The sequence below is a fragment of the Limnobacter sp. G6BE5S genome (genome assembly GCF_058448965.1).
This window is the reverse complement of record NZ_JBZFLM010000008.1, coordinates 174998-195520: the sequence shown is the minus strand read 5'-3', so window position 1 is coordinate 195520 and position 20523 is coordinate 174998. Positions and strand designations below refer to the sequence as shown.

The window sequence follows — 20523 nt, the reverse complement described above, 5'->3', positions numbered from 1 at the left end:
GTCCCCTGAAGTTATATTTCTAATACTTCAGAGGATGCTCTGCTGGATGTATTCCCGCATTAGTGGATAGCCGCAGCAGAAATCTACCTAAGGGGTTTTACGCTCAGGTTCGAAGTGGGTCTGCGTTGTGCACCGATCTGCTGCTGTCATGTTTTGCGTGCTCCAGACTGCTTAAAGATTGAACCGAATTTTTGATAAAAATTCTTCATGCCATGCTCGAAATCATCCATCAGGGTGTACACCACGGGAATCACCAAGAGGCTCAAGAAAGTGGAGGTCATCAAGCCGCCGATGACCGCTATGGCCATGGGGCTTCGGAAGCTGGTGTCAGCGTCGCCCGTGCCAATTGCAATGGGCAGCATGCCTGCGGCCATGGCAATGGTGGTCATAATGATTGGACGTGCCCGTTTGTGGCAGGCATCCACCACCGCATCAAGGCGGCTCATTCCTTTTTCATTGCGCGCCATAATGGCGTACTCCACCAGCAAAATCGAATTTTTGGTGGCAATGCCCATCAGCATGATCAAACCAATCAGCGAGGGCATCGAAAAACTTTTTCCAGCCATTAACAAACCAACAAATGCACCACCCAAACTGAGTGGCAATGCGGCAAGAATGGTAACGGGTTGTAAAAAATCTTTGAACAACAACACCAGCACCACGAAAATACACAACACCCCGGTGAGCATGGCCAGGCCAAAACTGGCGAAGAGTTCTTCCATCACTTCGGCATCGCCAATGTTTCGCTGGGCAACACCCGGCGGCAGGTTTTTAATGCTGGGCAGTTGTTGAACCGCCGCAGTCACGTCGCCCAAAGGCTGACCCTGCAACTCAATTTCAAAGTTCACATTGCGGGCCCGGTCGTAACGGTCAATCACCGAGGGACCTGCATTCATACCCAAAGTGGCGACCTGATTCAAAGGCACACTGGGCACACCCGGTTTTGCGGAAGGAACGGCCAAGCGTTCAAGCACGCTCAAGTCCTTGCGGGCCTCGTCGTCCAGGCGAACCACAATGGGTACCTGCCGTTGTGGCAGGTTAAGTTTTGGCAAAGCGGCGTCATAATCGCCCACGGTGGCCACGCGCAAGGTTTCACCCATGGCTGCGGTGCTAACGCCCAGGTCAGCGGCTTTGGCGAAGTCGGGTTTGATCCAGATTTCAGGGCGAACCAGTGCGGCACTCGATGCAATTGAACCCAAGCCCGCAATGGTACGCAAATCACGCTCGACCTCGCTGGCGGCTCTCGACAGTGCCTCGCCATCTTCGCCCGACAACACCAACACATACTTCTCGCCTGAAGCACCCAGCCCCACTTTGTAGCGCACGCCAGCCAGGTTGCTAAGCGCCTCGCGCATTTGTGTTTCGGTAACCTGCTTGCGAACAGCGCGTTCACCACGGGGGTCCAGAAGCACTGTAAGCGTGGCTTTGCGCACCTCGGCCTGCCCGGTCATCATGAAGGGGTCGGTGCCCGCCGCACCACCGCCAATGGTGGTGTAAACGCTGCGGACATATTCCACCTTGCTGATCAGTTCACGCGCTTTTTCCGCAGCCTTGCGGGTTTGCTCGTAAGTGCTGCCGGGTTGCAGTTCAATGTAAACCTGGGTTTGCGACAAATCATCGGGCGGAATGAAACCGGTGGGCAACAAGGGAATCAACATGACCGAACCGATGAAAAACGCACCGGCTGCAATGCAGGTAACAAGCCGGTGAGCCAACGCCCAGCGTACCCAGCCCAGGTAGCGGCGCATCAGTTTGCCGGGCTCATTCTTCTCATGCTCCTCGCCTTTTGATTTCAACATGTAGGCTGCCATCATGGGCGTTAACATGCGTGCAACCACCAGCGAGGCAAACACAGCCAAAGCAGCTGTCCAGCCAAACTGCTTGAAAAATTTACCGGCTATGCCACTCATGAATGCGGTGGGCAAGAAGACGGCAATCAAGGTGAATGTGGTGGCGATCACGGCCAGGCCAATTTCATCGGCCGCCTCACGGGCCGCATCCAGCGGACTTTTTCCCATGCGCAAGTGGCGAACAATGTTTTCCACTTCCACAATGGCGTCGTCCACCAAAATACCGACCACCAGCGACATGGCCAACAGCGAAACCACATTCAAACTGAAACCCAGGTAATACATGCCAGCGAATGCAGGAATAATTGATAGCGGCAAGGCCACTGCTGAAACAAACGTGGCACGCCAGTCGCGCAGGAAAAACCACACCACGACCACCGCCAGGAACGCGCCCTCGTAGAGCATTTTCATGGAGCTGTTGAAATCTTCTTTCACTGGCTCAACAAAATTGAAGGCTTCAACAATGGTCAAATCGGGTCGCTGCGCCTTCAGGTCGGCGAGCGCTTTTTCAACGCCCTGCCCCACCTCTACTTCGCTGGCACCCTTGCTGCGGGTAATCTCGAAACCCACCACGTCTTGACCATTGAGCAAGGCCGCCGATCGCCGGTCTGCAATGGTGTCTTTGATGGTGGCAATTTCAGGCAATTGAACCCGGCGACCATTGCTAAGCACAATCGAAATTTCTTTCAACTGGTTCGCATTGTCCACAGTGGCAATGGTGCGCAAAGGTTGTTCGCCCACACCCAAGTCGGCCCGGCCACCGGCCGTTTCCAGTTGGGTATTGCGCAATTGGCGCGACACATCCAGTGCACTCACGCCCAAGGCCTGCATTTTCAGGGGATCAAGCTCAACCACCACTTCACGCGTCACGCCACCCACCCGGCTTACCGCGCCCACACCCTTCACATTCAACAGGGTTTTGGTAATGGTGTCGTCGACGTACCAGGACAAACCTTCTTCATCAAACGCTGTGGATGCAATGGTGTAGGCCAGCACGGGTGCGCCGCTTAACTCCAGTTTGTTGACCACCGGATCACGCAAATCAGTTGGCAAATCTGCACGCACACGCGACACCGCGGAACGCACATCGTCGACCGCTTCCTGTGTGTCTTTTTCCAGATTGAATTCAACTGTGATGCTGACAATGCCGTCTTGAATCTTGGTGTAAATGTGTTTGAGTTGTTGCAGTGTGGCCAGCGAGTTTTCAATTTTACGGGCCACATCGTTTTCAAGCTGTGAAGGCGATGCGCCGGGCAAGCTTGCTGTGACCAGCACCGTGGGCAGTTCAATATCTGGAAACTGCTGAATTTTCATGCTGGAAAAGCTGTACAGGCCCATCACGGTGAGCAGGAAAAACAGCATCACCGCAGGAATGGGATTTTTAATGGACCAGGTCGAAACGTTCACTGAACCACCTTCACCAAGTCGCCATGCGCCAGAAAGGCCACACCGCCTTTCACCACTTTGTCGCCCGGCTTCAAACCTTCCAGCACTTCGATGAATTCGCCTTGTGCTTTGTTCACCCGCAACTTGATGCGCTGCACTTTGCTGCTGGCTTCGTCCAGCGTGAAGGCATAGGTAAACCCGTCGCGTTCAATGACGGCTGTTTGAGGTATTACCGTGGCGGTTTGCCCGCCCAGATCAAATTCACCGCGCAGGTACATACCGGGTTTCAGGCCTTTGGCATAGGCGCCGGGCACATCGACATACACCATGCCCGTGCGCGATTGCGCATTGATCACCGGGCTGATGGTGCGCACTTTGCCTTTCAAGGCTTGATCATTGTTGAACACGGTCACCGCCATGCCGTCGGTAATTCGAGCCAATTCAGAATCAGTGACCTCAGCCTGCCATTCCAGGCGTTGCTGGCGCACCAGCCTGAACAACTCTTGCCCCGGTGCGGGCACTGCGCCCAGCGTGGCGGTTCGGGCGCTAATCACGCCATCGTCGAGCGCAGTGACAGTGGTGTTGCGCAAGCGAATTTCCTGTTGGGTTTGCAAAGCCCTGGCGGACAACAAACGGGCCTGGGCCGATTTTTCAGCGGCCAGAATCTGATTGCGTTCTTGCGCGCTCACTGCGCCTTGGTCGGTGATGTTGCGAATCATGTCTGCATTCAGTTTGGCCTGATCAAACAGCGCCTGCGCTTCGGCCACACCCGCACGGGCCTGTGCCAAATCGGCATTCACGGTTTGTTGGTCGAACACCGCCAGGGTTTGGCCTTTCTTGACCTTGTCGCCCACTTCGACGCGAAGCGAGTCAATGCGCACACCATTCAGTTGCGATGCAATGATGGCCTCTTGCCAGGCAGCCAGGCTGCCGTTCACCGACATTTTCAGCGGAATGACTTTTTCCTCCACCGCAGCCAGTTCAACCGACAAGCTGGCTTTGCCGGGAACTTCCGTTTCTGAGCCTGCGCCAGTCTCGGCTTCCCCTGTGCCCGACGAACAAGCGCTGAGCAACACAGTAAGCACCAACAAGGCAGCCGGGTATTTCTTCGAAACCGTAGACATTTTCATTTGCTGCAATCCTGTTTGCGTCGTTTGCTTTCACTGTCGAGCATGGCGCGGGCGTACCCAGCCAGGCGTTCACTCAAGGTGTCAATTGCTCGTGCACTGCCCATCAGCTTTGGACAAACCACATCCACCACGTCTTGTGCCACATAGAAATTCACAGCCATGCCCATCATGGCGAAGGCCAGGCGCTGAATATCCAGGTCGGGCTTGTTCAAGCCAAAATACGCGGTCAGCATGTTCACCAAGGCCATGTGCTGCGGCTTGATTTCCGCATCAATTTCATGCTCCCAGGCACCTGTGGGTTCAATCATTTCCCGGAAATGCAATTTCATCACCAGGCGTAAGGTTTCACCGTGTTTCAGGGGTTCCAGAAAATCCCTGAAAAGCTGCCTTAGCGCCTTGTCCACATCGGTGCTGTTCAGGTCGGGAATGACCTGCTCAAACGGTGTGCCACACAAAGGCTCAGTGTAAGCGGCCCGGTACAGGCCCGCTTTGTCGCCAAAGTAATAGCGGATGGAGGAAATATTGGCACCTGCTTTCTCAGCGATTTCGCGTGTCGAGGCACCTTCATAGCCTTTCTCTGCGAAGGTGGCGAGTGCGGCCAGCACCAGCTTTTGCCGTGCCGACTGCTGCGTGTCTTGAAGCATGGGAAAATCCGGAAAATTAATTCAATCGATTGATTTAAAAATATATCAAACGAACGATCAAACAGCAAACGGAACAGGGCGGTTTGTCCGGATTGAAAGGTTCTGCACCACCAAATTCCATAATCTTGATACTCTTTGATGGCAAATTCAAAAAACAATAATCTGGAGACACAACATGGGTGTGGCACAAAAAGGCGGCAACGCGCTGCGAAAACTGAAATCAGTGGCTCAAAAAAGGGCGTCCAGTCTTCCTGCCGGGAATTTGATCAATGCAGTGGTTGAGCAGGTCAACCAGTTTGAAAGTGGCATTAAGCAAACTGTGGACGGCGTTCAAGACAAGGTAAAAGGCCTGCAGGCCAACCTGCTGAAAATGTACCAGGCCAACAAAGAACTGGAACAGGAAAACCGGGAGCTGAGCAAGGCCATGGTGGGTCTGGAAAAAGACAATGCCCACCTGACCATGAAGCTGGACCGCACGCAAATGGAACTCGATGTGCTCAAGGCCAAACTGGAAAACATTGGCAAACTGGTGAGTGGTTACGAGGAATCGATTGCAGCAGTAACACGCACCACGAAATCCAAGCGCAAATAAAGGCAAACCACTGATGACCCGCACACCCATTCCACGATTTGACGACAATTATTCCGAAGACGCTGCCAAGGCCCGCCGCGAGTTTTTAACGCAGCAAACCGGTGCCACGCTGCAACACACTGGCACCTATTCCCTTCCCCCTGAAAGCCTGAAAAGCAACACCGAGAATTTTATTGGTGTGGTGCAAATGCCGGTGGGTGTTGCAGGGCCAGTGCTGATCAACGGCGAACATGCGCAAGGCTGGTTTTACGTGCCCATGGCGACAACGGAGGGGACGCTGGTGGCCAGCTACAGCCGTGGTATGCGCATGGTGAGTGAATCGGGCGGTGTGAAAGTAACAGTGGCTGAGGAATTCATGCAGCGCGCACCCTTGTTTGAATTTGAAGATGCGCGGGCTGCAAAACGATTTTTAAATTGGATCAATGAAAACCTGCTCACCGTGAAAGCCGAGGCAGAGAAAACCACAGGCTTTGGCAAACTTGAACACATTCAAACCTGGCAAGTGGCCCGCATGGTGTACACACGTTTTAACTACACCACGGGCGACGCAGCCGGGCAAAACATGTGTGGCAAGGCCACCCACGCTGCCTGCCAGTGGATTTTGAAAAACTCACCAGAAGCAATCAGTTACTTTGCGCTGAGCGGCGCGATAGAAACTGACAAAAAACATTCCCACATGAATTTGTTGCACAGCCGGGGTAAACGGGTAATCGCAGAAGCCACCATTCAGCGTGAAGTGCTGCAACGCCTGGCCCGCACCACGCCTGAAACGATTTTCAAGCAACGCCAGCGCAGCGCCATTGGTGCTCAACTTGCGGGCAGTGCCTACAGTGGCCCCCACTCGGCCAATGGCATTGCAGCCCTGTTCATTGCCACCGGGCAAGACGAGGCCAATGTGGTGGAAAGCCACACCGGCATGGTGTTCATGGATATTACAGCCGATGGGGATTTGTATTTTTCTGTCACATTGCCTTCCGTAATTTGTGCAACAAAAGGCGGCGGAACTGGGTTGGCCACACAATCTGAATGCCTGAAAATGCTGGGCTGCGAGGGCACAGGCAAAGCACGAAAACTGGCGGAGATCGTGGGTGCTACAGTGATTGCGGGCGATTTGTCTTTGTTGTCGGCCATACTGGCCGATGAGTGGGTTTCGTCGCACGACGCTTACGGCAGAAATCGCTAAGGTCAGAAAAACACCGACTGCTGGTGCAGTGCGGAATGACTTGCAATGTGTTTCAGTGCACACTCGTTTTACAATACAAAAACGAGGAGACAGAATGCAGGCTCAGGCAGGACCCACGTTATTCAAACAGATCACTGGCCTCGTGACGAAAGTCTCTGACGCCTTTGCATTCCCCCTTCGAACTTCCCATTACATTGAACTGGTCAACCCGCTGTGGAGCACACATGCTTTACAGGCCCGGGTTGAAGCGGTGTGGGACGAAACCTCCGATTCACGCACCATTACGCTGCGCCCCGGGCTGAACTGGCGAAGCCACCGCCCCGGCCAGCATTTGCGAATTGGCGTGCCCATTGGCGGCCAACACTTCACACGAACCTATTCCATCAGCTCCGCACCAGAGCGCAACGACGGCTGCTTCACGATCACCGTGAAAGCCATCGACAACGGCCGCATGTCGCACCACTTGGTGCGCAAACTGAAAGTGGGCGATTATGTGCCGATTGGCGTGCCACAAGGCGATTTTTACCTGCCCGATGCGCAACCCGTGCTGCCACTATTCATTACTGCAGGCAGTGGCATTACGCCGATTATGAGCATGCTGCGCAGCCTGGTACTGCAAGAACGCATGCCCAACACCGTGCACATTCACTATGCGCCCCACACCTACGATGTGATTTTTGGGCGTGAACTGAAAGAAGTTGCAGATCGACAAAAGCTGTACAAGTTAAACCTGGTGCACACCCGTGAACCGGGTCAAAAGCCAGAGGAAATCACTGGCAAGCGCCCGCACTTTTCGAAAGAACAACTGGAACAGCTTTGCCCGGACTGGCGCAAACGCGATGTGTACGCCTGCGGCCCGCAGACCATGCTGGATTCTATCGAGCAGCTGTACGAAGCCGAAGGGCTAAGCCGTCAGGTACACACCGAGCGTTTTCGTGCGCAGTTGGCTGGTGTCCCAACCGAGGTAAAAACCGGGGTTGTGAAATTCCTGAACAGCAATGTGAACGCGAATTCAGACGGTGAAACCAACCTGCTTCGCCTGGCCGAAGATTCCGGCTTGAACCCGGAGCATGGTTGCCGCATGGGTATTTGCCATGGCTGCGACGTGAAGCTGGCCAGTGGTTGTGTACGCGACTTGCGCACCAACGCACTGATTAACGAAACCGGGCAAGTGATTCAGATTTGCGTGTGCGCTGCCGTGGGCGACGCAGAAATCGAAGTGTAAGCAGGAGACACACATGGGCATGCCAAAACATTTGAGCGCCAGCGACATTGAAGAATTCGGTCGCGAAATGGACGCCATACGCAATGAAATTGCAGACTCACTGGGTAGCAAAGACCGCGCCTACATTCTTTCAGTGATCAAGTGGCAGCGCACACTGATGCTGACCGGGCGCATTGTTGTGTTTCTCAGCTTTTTCCTGCTGCCCATGAGCGACTGGACCTTCACGGGCTGGCCACAATTCTGGGCAGTGCTGCTGCTGGGTGCGATCATGCTGGGGGTTTCAAAAAGCATTGAGAACATGGAGCTGGGGCACAACATCATGCATGCCCAGTTCGACTGGATGCGCGACCCCAATATTCAATCCAACACCTGGGAATGGGACAACGTCTGCCCTTCTGACCAATGGAAGCACAGCCACAATGTGGTGCACCACACGTGGACCAATGTACACGGCAAAGACCCCGATATAGGCTACGGCGTGCTGCGTGTAACCGACGACCAGCGCTGGCATGCCAAGTACCTGTTCAACCCGGTGATTAACTTCATTCTTATGATGATGTTCCAGTGGGGCGTGGCCTTGCACGATCTGGAAGCGGACAAGCTGCTGGCGGGCAAAAAAAGTTTCAGGGAAATTATTCCGATGCTCAAACGTATTGGCTGGAAGGTGCGCCACCAATTGCTCAAAGACTATGTGTGCTGGCCTTTGCTGGGTGCGGCCGTTACCCTGCCATTCACGATTTACTTTGGCTTTGACATTGTGAACATTGCGCTGGCTGCAACAGGCTTCACCGTGATCGCCAACCTGATTGCCAATGGCATTCGCAATATTTGGTCGAATGTGATTATTTTCTGTGGCCACTTTCCGGCGGGTGTACACCACTTTACCAAAGAAGAAGTGGAAGGCGAAACGCGCGCGGCCTGGTATGTGCGCCAGTTGCTGGGCAGTTGCAACATCACAGGCGGCAAGCTATTCCATATTTTGTCGGGCAACCTGAGCCACCAAATTGAGCACCACCTGTTCCCCGACATTCCTGCCAACCGCTATGCGGAAATGTCACCCCGGGTACAGGCCATGGCGGCGCGATACGGATTGCCCTACAACAAGGGCAGCTTCACGCGGCAGTTCGGCACCACCACGTGGAACATTTGGCGTTTGTCTTTGCCCTGATCAATTACACGGCCTGCGCGGTGCTGTATGCAAAAAACAGCACCAAGCTGGCAGCCATGGTTCCATTGAACCACTTCAGGCGCGCAGGGCTGTTGATGAATGTTCGCAGGCGTGCGCCCAACACCAGCCACACTCCCACACACACCATACCCACACTGGCCATGATCAAGGCAACAGTGAGCACATCCAGCAAGGGTGCGTTTGAACTGGCAGGGAACAAGGCCACAGCAGCGGTCGCCATGAACCAGGCCTTGGGATTAACCCACTGAAACAGCACAGCATTCACAAAGCTCAAGGGCTTGGAACCTGGCTTCAGTGAATCTGCAGCCGGTGAAAAGCTGGCAATTCGCCACGCCAAATACACCATCATCAACAGGCTAAACACCAACAGCACCGTGTGAAACCACGGCAGGCTTTCAAACACCGCATTCAAACCCAGGCCCATGGCCAGCAGCATCAAAGGGAAGCCCACGATGATGCCGAAGAAATGGGGCAGGCTTTTTCGAACACCAAAATTCATGCTGCTTGTCATGATCATGAGGTTGTTGGGCCCGGGCGTAATGATGCTTAAAAACGCAAACAAGGCGATTGCTTGAAAGTGCTGCATGGCGAACTCCTCTCGTGGAGTAAAAATGGAACACTCACTGTAAGAACTTTTGCAATTTCAGTACAGATTCAGGATAATCAAATAATGTGCAGTACAGATTAAATTTAAAAAAATCTGTACTGCTTTTGAAACCGGAATTCTGTGCGGGTGGCCCCCATGAAATTAGAACGCTGGCAAGTCATTGCTGCAGGCATTTGCTCCCTTATTCTGACCGTGGGTTTGGCACGCTTTTCCTACACGCCCCTGCTTCCCATCATGCGAGAACAGGCGGGTTTAAGCGCCTTTGATGGCGGCTGGCTGGCCACGGTGAACTACATTGGCTACATCAGCGGCGCATTGTTGGCCTCCACCCTCAGCAACCTGACTTACAAATACCTGCTGTACCGCTTGGGCTTGATCGTGGCTGTGCTCAGCACCATTGCCATGGGCCTGACCACCGATGTGAACATGTGGATGTTTCTGCGTTTTATTTCTGGCGTGTCCAGCACGGCAGGCATGTTGATCGCATCGGGTTTGATCATGAACTGGCTGGCCCGCCAGAACCTGAAAACCGAGTTGGGCCTGCACTTTGCCGGGGCGGGTATGGGCCTGGTGTTGTCTGGCCTGGCGGTGATGGCCATGGTCGACCACCTGGCCTGGGACCAACAGTGGTGGGTATTGGGTGTGGTGGGGGTGCTGTTTTTTGTACCGGCATGGATCTGGATGCCCCAACCCGCCAAAGCAGGCAGCACTGAAGCCCAGGTGGCCGATGTTCCACCACCCAGCGCCAAGTGGATGCGGTTGATGTTGGGCGCCTACTTTTGCGCAGGGTTTGGCTATGTGATCAGCGCCACCTTCATTGTGGCCATTGCAGAAACCCTGCCCGAACTACAGGGCAAAGGCCCGTGGGTTTGGGTTGTGGTGGGGCTGGCCGCAATTCCATCCTCTTTCTTTTGGGATCGGGTTGCGCGAGTAACCGGCGTGTTCGAAGCGCTGGTACTTGCCTACATTTTGCAAATTATTTCGATTCTCATGGCTGGTTTTATCGACGGCTACTGGGCCAACATGGTCAGCGCCGTGCTGTTTGGCGGCACCTTTGCAGGCATCGTGAATTTGACCTTGAGCATTGCGGGCCGGCAATTTCCGGCCAACCCCAGCAAGGCCATGGCACGCATGACATTGAGTTATGGCGTGTCGCAAATTGCCGCACCCGCTTTGGCCGGAATCATCGCCGAGCGCACCGGCACCTACCGGGGTTCGCTGTACCTGGCGGCGGCATTGATGGTGGCCGGTGTGTTCATGGTGTGGCAACTGAAAAAGCAAAGCGAGGTTTAAACCGTGGACACCACTTCTCGCAAATACGAAACCCTGGCCTTGAACCTGCAAGCCTTGATTGAAAACAATCACTTTGCAGCCGGGTACAAACTGCCCTCCATCCGCAAATTGTCTGAGCAATGGCACTACTCCATCGACACCGTACAAAAAGCATTGAACCTGCTTGAAGACCGTGGCTATGTTCAGCCAGTGGCAAAATCGGGCTATTACGTGCAGGCCCGCAATGCACCCACCGTTCAAAGCTGCACCCAGGCGCCCGACTCCATTGTGCTGGAACCCCCGGTTAACCTGGAAGTGGCGGATCAAATCGCCATGCTTTTGAAAAGCAGCACACGACACGATGTATCACCACTCGGCGTGGCTTTCCCTGCACACGAGCTGTTACCCATTGCCACCCTGCGCCGAAGCTATGCCACGGTTAACCGCACTCGCCCCGACCTGCTAACCCTGGGCAGCCATGTGGAGCCCAACCAGCCGGAACTGGTGCAGCAGCTGCAACAACGGTTCGAGTTAATGGGCATGAAGTTAAAGCGCGATGAACTGGTGATTACCGATGGCTGCACAGAAGCCCTTAGCCTGGCCTTGCAAAGCGTGGCCAAACACAACGACATTGTTGCAGTGGAATCGCCCGGTTATTACCTGCTCTTGCAAATGATCGAGTCGCTGGGTTTGCGTGCGCTGGAAATTCCAAGCAGCCCGGAGCATGGCATGTCGCTGGAAGCACTGGAAATTGCAGTGAAACAAACCCGCATTGCGGCCTGCATTGTGTGCCCCACTGCCAGCAACCCGATGGGCTCGGTGATGCCCGACACCAACCGCAAAAAATTGCTGGAGTTGGCCGAGAAATACGACTTTCCGATTGTGGAAGACAATGTGTACGCCGACTTGTACTTCGAACGGTTTCGCCCACGCCCCTTGAAGGCTGGCAAACAAAGCGACCGAGTTTTAATGTGTGGCTCGTTCTCGAAATCGCTGAGTCCGTCGCTTCGTATTGGCTATGTAGCCGGTGGTAAATACGCCGCACAGGTGTTGTCGAAAAAACGAATACTCAGCGGTTCGACCAATCCGATTACCCAAGTGGCCGTGGCGCACTATCTTGAAAAAGGATCGTTTGAGCGGCACCTGCGAACACTGCGACAGCAGTTTGAAACACAGGTGCGCGCCATGGGTAGTTTGGTGCTGAAGTACTTCCCCAAGGGAACCCGAATTTCTGAGCCCAAAGGCGGCTTTGTGTTGTGGGTTGAACTGCCCGGCGACATTGACACCACCGCACTGTTCAACAAGGCCATTGCCCGCAAGGTAGCCTACATGCCGGGGGCGGTTTTTTCAGCCAGTGGATTGTACAAAAACTGCATTCGCCTGAACTGCGGCCACCCGGTGACAGACGACACCGCAGTGGCGATTGCAAAACTGGGGGCCTTGTTTGAATCTTCAATTGTCGCCTAGCCAAACCACCTTGTACAAGTCACGCCTGCGGTCCAGGTAGTTGCGCACTGAGCCCTCATTCTTCAGCGTTTGAAGTTTGTCCAGATCCACATCCACAATCAGGGTCATCTCGGTGTTGGGTGTGGTTTCAGCCATGATGGCGTCGTGCGGGAATGCGAAATCAGAGGGTGAGAACACAGCGGTTTGACCATACTGAATGTCCACATTGTCCACCTTGGGCAGGTTACCAAAGCTGCCTGAAATGGCCACATAACATTCATTTTCAATGGCGCGGGCCTGCGCACAACGGCGCACACGCAAGTAACCGTTTTTGGTGTCGGTCCAGAAAGGCACCAGCAAAATTTGCATGTCTTTGTCAGCAAGCACGCGCGACAATTCCGGAAACTCGGAGTCATAACAAATCAAAATGCCGATCTTGCCGAAGTCGGTGTCGAAAACACTCAACTTGCTGCCGCCTTCCATCATCCACTCGCGCTTTTCATGCGGTGTGGGGTGAATTTTGTACTGGGCTTCCACTGTGCCATCGCGGCGGCACAAATAGGCCACGTTGTACAGCGCACCGTCTTCCATCACCGGCATGGACCCCGCCACCACATTGATGTTGTAGCTTACCGCCATGCGGCTCATTTCGTCGCGAATTTGATCCGTGTAGGTGGCCAGGTGGCGGATGGCCTCCAGTGAATTGCCGTTGCCAGCCAAGCCCATCAGGGGCGCATTGAAAAATTCGGGGAACAAGGCCACATCGCAACGGTAATCAGACAAAGCATTGATGAAGTACTCGGCCTGCTTCACCACATCTTCAACATTGTGGAATTCGCGCATTTGCCACTGCACGCAACCAATTCTTGCAGTTGTTTTGGGCGCACCAAACAACATGGGCTTTTCTGGTTCGAAATACAAATTGAACCACTCAAGCAGCGTGGCATAACCCTGCGACTCTTTGTCCTCGGGCAGGTAGCCTTTCAACACCTGCTTCACTTCGAAATCGTTACTCAACTGAAAAGTCAAAATCGGGTCGAAAATGTCTTTGCGCTTCACCGCCGCAATGTACTGCTGGGGCGACATGTCCTTCATGTGTTCTTTGTAGCCGGGAATTCGACCACCCGCCATGATCGCGCGCAAGTTCAGATTTTGGCACAGCTCTTTGCGTGCCTCATACAAACGGCGACCCAGGCGCATGTTGCGGTAATCCGGATCCGCAAACACATCAATGCCGTACAACACATCGCCCTTGGGGTCGTGGGTGGTGGCGTAAATGTTGCCCGTAATTTCCATGTAGGTGTGCTTGTCACCAAACTTGTCGTAATCAACCACCACGGCAAAGGCGGCGGCGATCACTTTGCCATCGTCTTCAATACAGATTTGCCCTTCGGGAAATGTTTTCAGAATTGAACGAAACTTGGCCTCGGGCAATGCGCCACCGGCACTGTGATACACCGCCTCCATGATTCGCTTGATATCTGGGTAATCCGAGACCTGCAAATTGCGCAAGGTTAACTTGTGTTCGGTGTGTTCATACTCGGTATTTTCGGTTTCTGTCGACATGGTGACTGCTCCATTTGTTTACTTCGTGAACTGCTCTATTAGAACATATCTAAAAAGTTGATGAATTTTTAGTCAATTAACATGCCTGGGTCTGGTTTGACACACCCATTGGCTTGCGGTTATCCTTCGCGCCTGCATTGTTAACAAATCCCGCCCCTACCCTTGTAAAAATTCAAGTTCATATTCGTAGTTTCTACTGGTCTGGCCTCCCCGAGTTGCCGGGCACCCACTGCTTTTCCAAAATATTGATTGATTAAAATGATGAAGAACTTCCGTGCGGACTGGTTATCCAACGTCCGAAATGATCTTTTGGCTGGCCTTGTTGTTGCGCTGGCGCTTATTCCCGAGGCAATTGCCTTTTCCATCATTGCAGGCGTTGACCCCAAAGTGGGTCTGTACGCATCGTTCTGTATTGCCACTGTGATCGCCTTCACAGGCGGGCGCCCCGGCATGATTTCCGCCGCAACAGGCGCCATGGCCCTTGTTATGGTCACCTTGGTGAAAGATTACGGTCTGCAATACCTGCTGGTGGCCACCCTGCTTACAGGTGTTCTGCAAATTCTTGCGGGTGTGTTGCAACTGGGCAAGTTGATGCGGTTTGTCTCGCGCTCTGTGATTACCGGCTTCGTCAACGCACTGGCCATTCTTATTTTCATGGCACAACTGCCCGAACTGATCAACGTGACTTGGCATGTGTACGCCATGGTGGCTGCGGGCCTGGGCATTATTTATTTGCTCCCCTACCTCACCAAAGCCGTGCCTTCTCCACTCGTGGCCATCGTGGTGCTGACCGCATTCAGCATTGCCGTGGGGCTGGACATTCGCACGGTGGGTGACATGGGTGAACTGCCAGACTCCTTGCCCGTGTTCCTTTTGCCCGACGTGCCCTGGACCCTTGAAACACTGAAAATCGTATTTCCGTTTTCACTGACCCTGGCTGTGGTGGGTTTGCTTGAATCCATGATGACCGCGCAAATTGTCGACGACCTCACCGACACGCCCAGCGACAAGAACCGCGAGTGCGTGGGCCAAGGCGTGTCCAATATTGCAGCAGGCTTTTTGGGCGGCATGGCCGGTTGCGCCATGATTGGCCAGTCGGTCATCAATGTGAAGTCGGGTGGGCGTGGGCGTTTGTCCACCTTGTGCGCCGGCATATTCTTGCTGATCATGGTGGTATTCATCGGCGACTATGTGGCGCTGATACCAATGGCCGCCCTGGTGGCGGTCATGATCATGGTGTCGATTGGCACCTTCAACTGGGCCTCTATCCGCAATCTGCGCGAACACCCGAAAAGCTCCAGTGTCGTGATGCTGGCCACCGTCGCAGTGACCGTGGGCACCCACGACCTGGCGCAAGGCGTATTGGTGGGGGTATTGCTGTCGGGCTTTTTCTTTGCCAACAAGGTGGGCCGAATTCTGCGTGTGCAGTCCAGCACCCAGGATGAAGGACGCAACCGCACCTACATGATTGCCGGACAGGTATTTTTCGCCTCAGCCGAAACTTTCATCAATTCATTCGACTACAAGGAAGTGATTGATGAGGTGACGATTGATGTCAGCCGCGCGCATTTCTGGGACATCACTGCGGTCAGTGCTCTCGACAAAGTGGTGATCAAGTTCAAGCGGGAAGGCACCGAAGTGGAAGTCATCGGCATGAACGAGGCTAGCCGCACCTTGGTGGACAAATTCGCCATTCATGACAAAGACGATGCGCTTGAACGCATGGCCGCCCACTAAGGAGACTCAACATGGACGAACGTAAAATTGTGGCCTGTGTTGACCGCTCCAAATATGCAACTGCCGTGGCGGATTGCGCAAGTTGGGTTTCCAGGCAGATCAATGCGCCTGTCGAATTTCTGCATGCCATCGACCGCCACCTGGAACAGGGTTCCGGCGAGGACCACAGCGGGGCGATCGGATTTGACGCACAGGAAAATTTGCTGAATAAACTCTTGAGCAGCGACAGTGAAAAAACCAAAAAGGCCCGAGACCAAGGCCGCCTGTTTCTCAATGAACTGCGGAAACGCGCACTCGATCACGGTGTAGCGCAGGCCGATTCCCGGCTTCGGCACGGCACGTTGGTGAACTGCCTGCTTGAGCTTCAGAACGAAACACGCATTGCAATCATTGGCAGGCGTGGTGAAACATCAGAGGCATCGAACCGCGACATTGGCCGCACTTTCGAAGCAGCGGTGCGTGCATTGAACAAGCCGGTGCTTGGGATTCACGACGAATTCAAAGTACCAGCACGCTTCCTGTTTGCATTCGATGGCAGCGCCGTGAGCAAACGCGGTGTTGAAACCGTGCTTCAAAGCCAACTGTTTAAAGGCATGAAAGGCACCTTGCTGATGTGTGGCGAGAAGAACAACAGCGGGATCAAACTGCTTGAGGAGGTCGCACAAACCTTGAGTGAGTCTGGCGTGCCGACCGAGTTCAGCCACGTGCAGGGCGATGTGGTAAGCCAAATGATTCAGGGTTTGGAAATTCACCAGGCCGATATGTTGGTGATGGGTGCTTACACGCACTCGCCTTTGCGTAAATTGTTCTTTGGCAGCAAAACTGAAGACATGCTGAGAGCAACCAAGGTGCCTGCACTCTTGCTTCGCTGAATCAACTTACAAGCCAGGTACAGCTCTTGCATCCTTCATGGCAAATCCACACCGGAATTTCCCATGAATGAACTCGATGCTGCCCTGCTAAGCCTTCTGATTAAAGACTCCAGGTTGTCTTTCGCTGACATTGCGCGTCAATTGGGCTGCTCACGCGCCCATGCCCGTACGCGCGTGCAAGCCTTGCTGGAGGAAGGCACGGTGGAGCAATTCACAGCCGTGGTGAACCCGGAGAAACTTGGCAAGGTAACCAGCACTTTCGTCGACCTAAAGGTGAAAAGCCATGTGATAGAGGCTGTGGCCAATGAATTGGCCGCTCAACCGGAGGTGGCGAGCCTGTACATCATGTCGGATTTACAAAGCCTGCACATTCACACATTGACCGACACGCAAGAGAGCTTTTTGGCCTTCGCTCAGAAATATCTTTTCGGTCAACCCGACATCATTTCAGTGGAATGCAAGAACCTGTTGAAACGCGTGAAGCACCGCCGAGGCGGCGCACGTTTGTAAAAATGGTAGCCCTGTTGTGGTGCAGCGCCACATTTTAGGTGCATGAATACATTCGACACCAAAGTGTCTGTTTTCAAATCCATCTGATTCCGATTGATTTTTTCAATGTATCAATTGCGATCGATTCGACGCCAAAAGTAAACAAAAGGTATACAAATGGAATCCCTTTCAGCATTCTGCGTGCTTCATTGTGGGGTATGACACCGCGACAGAGGGTAAACCCTGATCCATAAAATATCATTTATTTTCAATTACTTAAAATATCTCAAGGCTGGCACACCTTTCGCTAAAGAAGGCTTATGACCGATCGCCATTTGTGCGGTCGGCGAACCCTTTGTTTTTCAAGCAGCAGGAGTGTGTTCCATGACTTCAATTGATCGTCGCAAGTTTATTTCAGGTGCTGCCACAGCAGCCGCTGGTGGTGCCGCACTGGTTGTACCCGGTGTTGCAAGCGCACAAAGCGCCAAAGTCACCATGAAAATGACCAACGCCTACCCACCCGGCTCGCCTTTTTACGTGGCGGGCCCCGGAAGCCCCACCGACTTTTGCAAGAAAGTGGAAGTGATGTCGAGTGGTCGCCTGAAAATTCAACACTTTGCTGCAGGCGAACTGATTCCGGCTTTGGAAGGATTCGATGCTGTATCCGCCGGCACAGTCGAAATGAACGCGGCCAATGCTTACTTCTGGTCGGGTAAAGCGCCCGCTGCACAATATTTCACCACTGTGCCGTTCGGCATGAACACGCAGGGAATGATGGCATGGCTGTATCACGGTGATGGCATGAAGTTGTGGCAGGAAGTGTACGCACCATTTGGACTAACGGCCATGCCGATGGGCAACACGGGCGTGCAAATGACAGGCTGGTTTCGCAAACCTGTTGAAACGGTTGGCGATTTGAATGGTTTGAAAATGCGCATTCCTGGTCTGGCTGGAAAGGTGTACAGCGAATTGGGCGTGAATGTTCGCCTATTGCCCGGTGGTGAAATTTTTCCGGCGCTGGAGCGCGGTGTGATCGACGCTGCTGAATTCGTCGGACCATTCCAGGATCGCCGCCTGGGCCTGCACAAAGCGGCCAAGTACTACTACACCACCGGCTGGCACGAGCCCACCAACGTCACCGAACTTCTGATCAACAAGAAAGCCTGGGACAAGCTGCCCAAAGACTTGCAGATGATGGTGCAAATGGCTGCGCAAGCCAGTGTGATGGAAAGCCTGGCCTGGTCAGAATCGGTGAACGCCGAGGCGCTCGAAGACCTGGTGAAAAACCAGGGCGTGAAAGCGCAAGCCTTGCCCAAACCCATTGTGGACAAGCTGAAAGAAGCCACCATGGACACGCTTGAAAGTGTTGCTGCTTCTGACCCCTTGGCGAAAAAAGTGCACACCTCGTTCATGGCTTTCAAGAAGAAGCATGAATCGTGGGCCGCACTCAGCGAAAAAACTTTCCTTAATCTTTAACAGGCGATAGTTGTCATGAAGCAAGCCATCCCCAAACTCGAGGCTTTCGTCGAGTTCTCTGGGGGGCTTGCACGCTTTTGCGTGCTTGCCCTCGTAGTACTCGTGGCAGCCAATGTCATTTTGCGTTACCTGTTCTCGATTGGCCCCGTGGCCCTGCAAGAACTGGAATGGCACCTGATTTCTCCCATTGCCCTATTCGGCCTTGCCTATGCCATGAAACACAAAGCCGATGTGCGCGTCGATTTTGTCTATGAACGGTTTGGTCCGCTCGGCAAAGGCTGGATTGATCTGGCCAGTGCAGTACTCACCTTTGCAGTGGCCCTCGTGATTGTGTATTTGTCAGTGCCCTACGTGCTTCAGTCTTACGACATGCTTGAAGGTTCGCCCGACCCCGGTGGCTTGCCTTACCGCTACCTGCTCAAAATATTTCTGCCCCTGGGCTTTGGCCTGTTGATGATTCAGGGCCTTGCCAATCTTTTGCACGCTGCTGTGCAAATCAAAGAAGCAAAGGTGGCGTGATGGAAAACGAATGGATTGTGCTGGGCATGATCGCGGGCTTTTTAGGCCTGATGATCATCGGCATTCCAGTGGCCATTGCCTTGGCAGTGTCCGGCTTTGTCGCTGGCTATATCGGCTTTGGCCCCATGCTGTTTAACCTGATGCCTGCCCGCCTGTACGGTGTGGTCAGCAATTACACGCTGTTGGCGATTCCGCTGTTTGTATTCATGGGCGTGATGCTGGAGAAAAGCCGTGTGGCCGAGGACATGCTCGACACAATCGGTACCGCCATGGGCGGCCTGAAAGGCGGCATGGGTCTGGCAATCGTACTGGTGGGTGTGCTGATGGGTGCTTCCACAGGCATTGTGGGCGCAACTGTAGTTACGGTGGGCTTGCTTACCTTGCCTACCTTGATGCGGCGTGGTTATGCACCCAGTGTGGCCTGCGGCACCATTTGCGCCTCGGGCACCTTGGGGCAAATCATTCCACCCAGTCTGGTTCTCATTTTGTTGTCCGACATCATGGGTGAATCGGTTGGAACACTGTTTGCCGCAGCACTCATTCCCGGTTTGGTGTTGGCTGGTATTTATTGCGCCTACCTAATTCTGCTGGGTATGTTCATGCCCAAACTGGTGCCTGCTGTGCCCCTGGAAGAACGCCAGAAAATCAACAAAGCCGAGCTACGCAGAAAACTGATTCGGGACGTTTTGCCACCTGTATTGTTGGTCTTCGCAGTGTTGGGTTCAATTGTAGGTGGCGTTGCAGCCCCCACAGAAGCCGCTTCCATGGGCGCACTGGGTGCACTGCTGATTGCAGTTGGTTTTGGGCGCATGAATTGGCAACTGCTCAAGGACACCATGCACGGCACTTTGACGATTTCTGCGATGGTGTACTTCATCCTGTTGTGTGCGCAACCATTCGCCCTGGCCTTCCGTGGACTCGGCGGTGAAGACATGGTGCACAGCCTGTTCGACATGATCCCCGGCGGCGAGGTGGGTGCCCTGCTTTTCCTGATGGCTTTGCTTTTTGTGTTGGGATTCTTCCTGGAATGGATTGAAATTTCCTACATTGCCCTGCCTATGTTTCTGCCCGTGTTCATTGGTTATGGCACCGACATGGTTTGGCTGGCTATCTTGATTGCAATGAATTTGCAAATGTCCTTCCTGACTCCACCTTTTGGCTGGGCACTGTTCTTTCTCAAGGGTGTTACGCCGCCGGGCATTACCACACGCGATATCTATGTGGGTGTGCTGCCATTTGTGCTGTTGCAGGCCGCGGCTGTGGCAGTCATATTCGTATTCCCATCGGTCGCAACATGGCTACCCAAAGCCATTGGCTGGTAAAAAAGGCGAGGAGCTTTC

The 20523-nt window shown here is 53.7% G+C and carries 17 protein-coding genes; 12 read left to right on the top strand and 5 right to left on the bottom strand.

The features are described from left to right. Positions 1 to 146: 146 nt before the first annotated feature. The 3 genes from ACVL1J_RS15025 to ACVL1J_RS15015 are packed head-to-tail and all read right to left on the bottom strand — an operon-like array spanning position 147 to position 5010. Positions 147 to 3257 (bottom strand): efflux RND transporter permease subunit, encoded by a 3111-nt coding sequence (locus tag ACVL1J_RS15025; RefSeq protein WP_341237079.1) that lies wholly within the window; start codon positions 3255 to 3257, stop codon positions 147 to 149. Beyond that, a complete protein-coding gene (locus ACVL1J_RS15020) occupies positions 3254 to 4366 on the bottom strand; it encodes an efflux RND transporter periplasmic adaptor subunit (protein ID WP_341237080.1) in 1113 nt (370 codons plus the stop codon). The genes ACVL1J_RS15025 and ACVL1J_RS15020 overlap by 4 nt, the downstream gene beginning before the upstream one ends. Further along, positions 4363 to 5010, bottom strand: coding sequence for a CerR family C-terminal domain-containing protein (locus ACVL1J_RS15015; protein WP_159568511.1), 648 nt, complete (start codon positions 5008 to 5010; stop codon positions 4363 to 4365). The genes ACVL1J_RS15020 and ACVL1J_RS15015 overlap by 4 nt, the downstream gene beginning before the upstream one ends. 175 nt (positions 5011 to 5185) lie before the next feature. Here ACVL1J_RS15015 and ACVL1J_RS15010 point away from each other — a divergent pair, with 175 nt between their 5' ends. The 4 genes from ACVL1J_RS15010 (at position 5186) to ACVL1J_RS14995 (ending at position 9178) form a co-directional block, all read left to right on the top strand. Further along, the gene (locus ACVL1J_RS15010) at positions 5186 to 5602 is read left to right on the top strand and encodes a hypothetical protein (RefSeq protein ID WP_341237081.1); all 417 of its coding nucleotides are present in this window, start codon (positions 5186 to 5188) and stop codon (positions 5600 to 5602) included. A 13-nt stretch (positions 5603 to 5615) separates the two neighbouring features. After that, positions 5616 to 6785, top strand: coding sequence for a hydroxymethylglutaryl-CoA reductase (locus ACVL1J_RS15005; protein WP_341237082.1), 1170 nt, complete (start codon positions 5616 to 5618; stop codon positions 6783 to 6785). Between the two features lie 94 nt (positions 6786 to 6879). Next, a complete protein-coding gene (locus ACVL1J_RS15000) occupies positions 6880 to 8010 on the top strand; it encodes a ferredoxin reductase (RefSeq protein WP_341237083.1) in 1131 nt (376 codons plus the stop codon). A gap of 13 nt (positions 8011 to 8023) precedes the next feature. Next, positions 8024 to 9178, top strand: a complete 1155-nt coding sequence (locus tag ACVL1J_RS14995) for a fatty acid desaturase family protein (RefSeq protein ID WP_341237084.1) — start codon at positions 8024 to 8026, stop codon at positions 9176 to 9178. A gap of 4 nt (positions 9179 to 9182) precedes the next feature. On the opposite strand, the gene ACVL1J_RS14990 is transcribed toward ACVL1J_RS14995, so the two are convergent. Further along, positions 9183 to 9785, bottom strand: coding sequence for a LysE family translocator (locus ACVL1J_RS14990; RefSeq protein ID WP_341237085.1), 603 nt, complete (start codon positions 9783 to 9785; stop codon positions 9183 to 9185). A 156-nt stretch (positions 9786 to 9941) separates the two neighbouring features. Here ACVL1J_RS14990 and ACVL1J_RS14985 point away from each other — a divergent pair, with 156 nt between their 5' ends. Both ACVL1J_RS14985 and ACVL1J_RS14980 read left to right on the top strand, forming a co-directional pair. Further along, positions 9942 to 11099, top strand: a complete 1158-nt coding sequence (locus ACVL1J_RS14985) for a YbfB/YjiJ family MFS transporter (protein WP_341237086.1) — start codon at positions 9942 to 9944, stop codon at positions 11097 to 11099. Positions 11100 to 11102: 3 nt separating this feature from the next. Further along, on the top strand, positions 11103 to 12545 hold the full coding sequence (locus ACVL1J_RS14980; RefSeq protein ID WP_341237087.1) for an aminotransferase-like domain-containing protein: 1443 nt from the start codon (positions 11103 to 11105) through the stop codon (positions 12543 to 12545). Here the strand turns inward: ACVL1J_RS14980 and ACVL1J_RS14975 are convergent. After that, positions 12531 to 14090 carry a carbon-nitrogen hydrolase family protein gene (locus ACVL1J_RS14975; RefSeq protein WP_341237088.1) on the bottom strand — a complete coding sequence of 520 codons (1560 nt, stop codon included), beginning with the start codon at positions 14088 to 14090 and terminating at the stop codon, positions 12531 to 12533. The two genes, ACVL1J_RS14980 and ACVL1J_RS14975, sit on opposite strands and share 15 nt — an antisense overlap. 258 nt (positions 14091 to 14348) lie before the next feature. Between ACVL1J_RS14975 and ACVL1J_RS14970 the strand changes: the two genes are divergently transcribed. The 6 genes from ACVL1J_RS14970 (at position 14349) to ACVL1J_RS14945 (ending at position 20505) form a co-directional block, all read left to right on the top strand. Beyond that, complete coding sequence (locus ACVL1J_RS14970; protein WP_341237089.1) at positions 14349 to 15827, top strand: SulP family inorganic anion transporter; 1479 nt, start codon at positions 14349 to 14351, stop codon at positions 15825 to 15827. Positions 15828 to 15838: 11 nt separating this feature from the next. Beyond that, positions 15839 to 16699, top strand: a complete 861-nt coding sequence (locus ACVL1J_RS14965) for a universal stress protein (RefSeq protein WP_341237090.1) — start codon at positions 15839 to 15841, stop codon at positions 16697 to 16699. Between the two features lie 63 nt (positions 16700 to 16762). Further along, a complete protein-coding gene (locus ACVL1J_RS14960; RefSeq protein WP_341237091.1) occupies positions 16763 to 17209 on the top strand; it encodes an Lrp/AsnC family transcriptional regulator in 447 nt (148 codons plus the stop codon). Positions 17210 to 17572: 363 nt separating this feature from the next. After that, complete coding sequence (locus ACVL1J_RS14955; protein ID WP_341237092.1) at positions 17573 to 18664, top strand: TRAP transporter substrate-binding protein; 1092 nt, start codon at positions 17573 to 17575, stop codon at positions 18662 to 18664. Positions 18665 to 18679: 15 nt separating this feature from the next. Next, positions 18680 to 19183 (top strand): TRAP transporter small permease subunit, encoded by a 504-nt coding sequence (locus ACVL1J_RS14950; RefSeq protein WP_341237093.1) that lies wholly within the window; start codon positions 18680 to 18682, stop codon positions 19181 to 19183. Further along, entirely contained in the window at positions 19183 to 20505 is a 1323-nt protein-coding gene (locus ACVL1J_RS14945) for a TRAP transporter large permease (protein WP_341237094.1), read from the top strand. Before ACVL1J_RS14950 ends, ACVL1J_RS14945 begins: the two co-directional genes overlap by 1 nt. Positions 20506 to 20523: the final 18 nt, after the last annotated feature.